This is a genomic window from Shewanella sp. S1-49-MNA-CIBAN-0167, assembly GCF_040310145.1.
GTDB lineage: Bacteria > Pseudomonadota > Gammaproteobacteria > Enterobacterales > Shewanellaceae > Shewanella > Shewanella psychromarinicola.
In genome coordinates this window covers 1-287 of the sequence record NZ_JBEOPO010000193.1, presented here as the reverse complement: position 1 = coordinate 287, position 287 = coordinate 1, and the positions used below count along the sequence as shown (strand labels likewise).

Sequence of the window (287 nt, the reverse complement as noted above, 5' to 3'; positions counted from 1 at the left end):
TGGAATGGCCAAGTCCCTGTCATCACCTATACCACTAACACTGGTGAAACCGCGACGCTAACAATTCAAGTCACGCCAACTAACGACGCGCCAACCATTGACGTGGTTGCCAATGACTTTACTGAAAACAGCGCCGTCGATGGCGATGTGGCCGCAACCTACACCACCTTTGATGAAGACGGTGATCTACTGACCGTGGACTTTACCCCAGGCAGCAATGACGACGGTTACTACGCGTTGGTCAACGGCGAAGTGGTATTAACCCAAGCCGGTGCTGACTTCGTTAA

1 protein-coding gene is annotated in these 287 nt (G+C 52.3%); it reads left to right on the top strand.

All coding sequences use genetic code 11. The features are described from left to right. A partial coding sequence (locus AAEZ00_RS20975) for a hypothetical protein (protein WP_351089811.1) occupies positions 1-287 on the top strand: 287 nt, incomplete at both ends.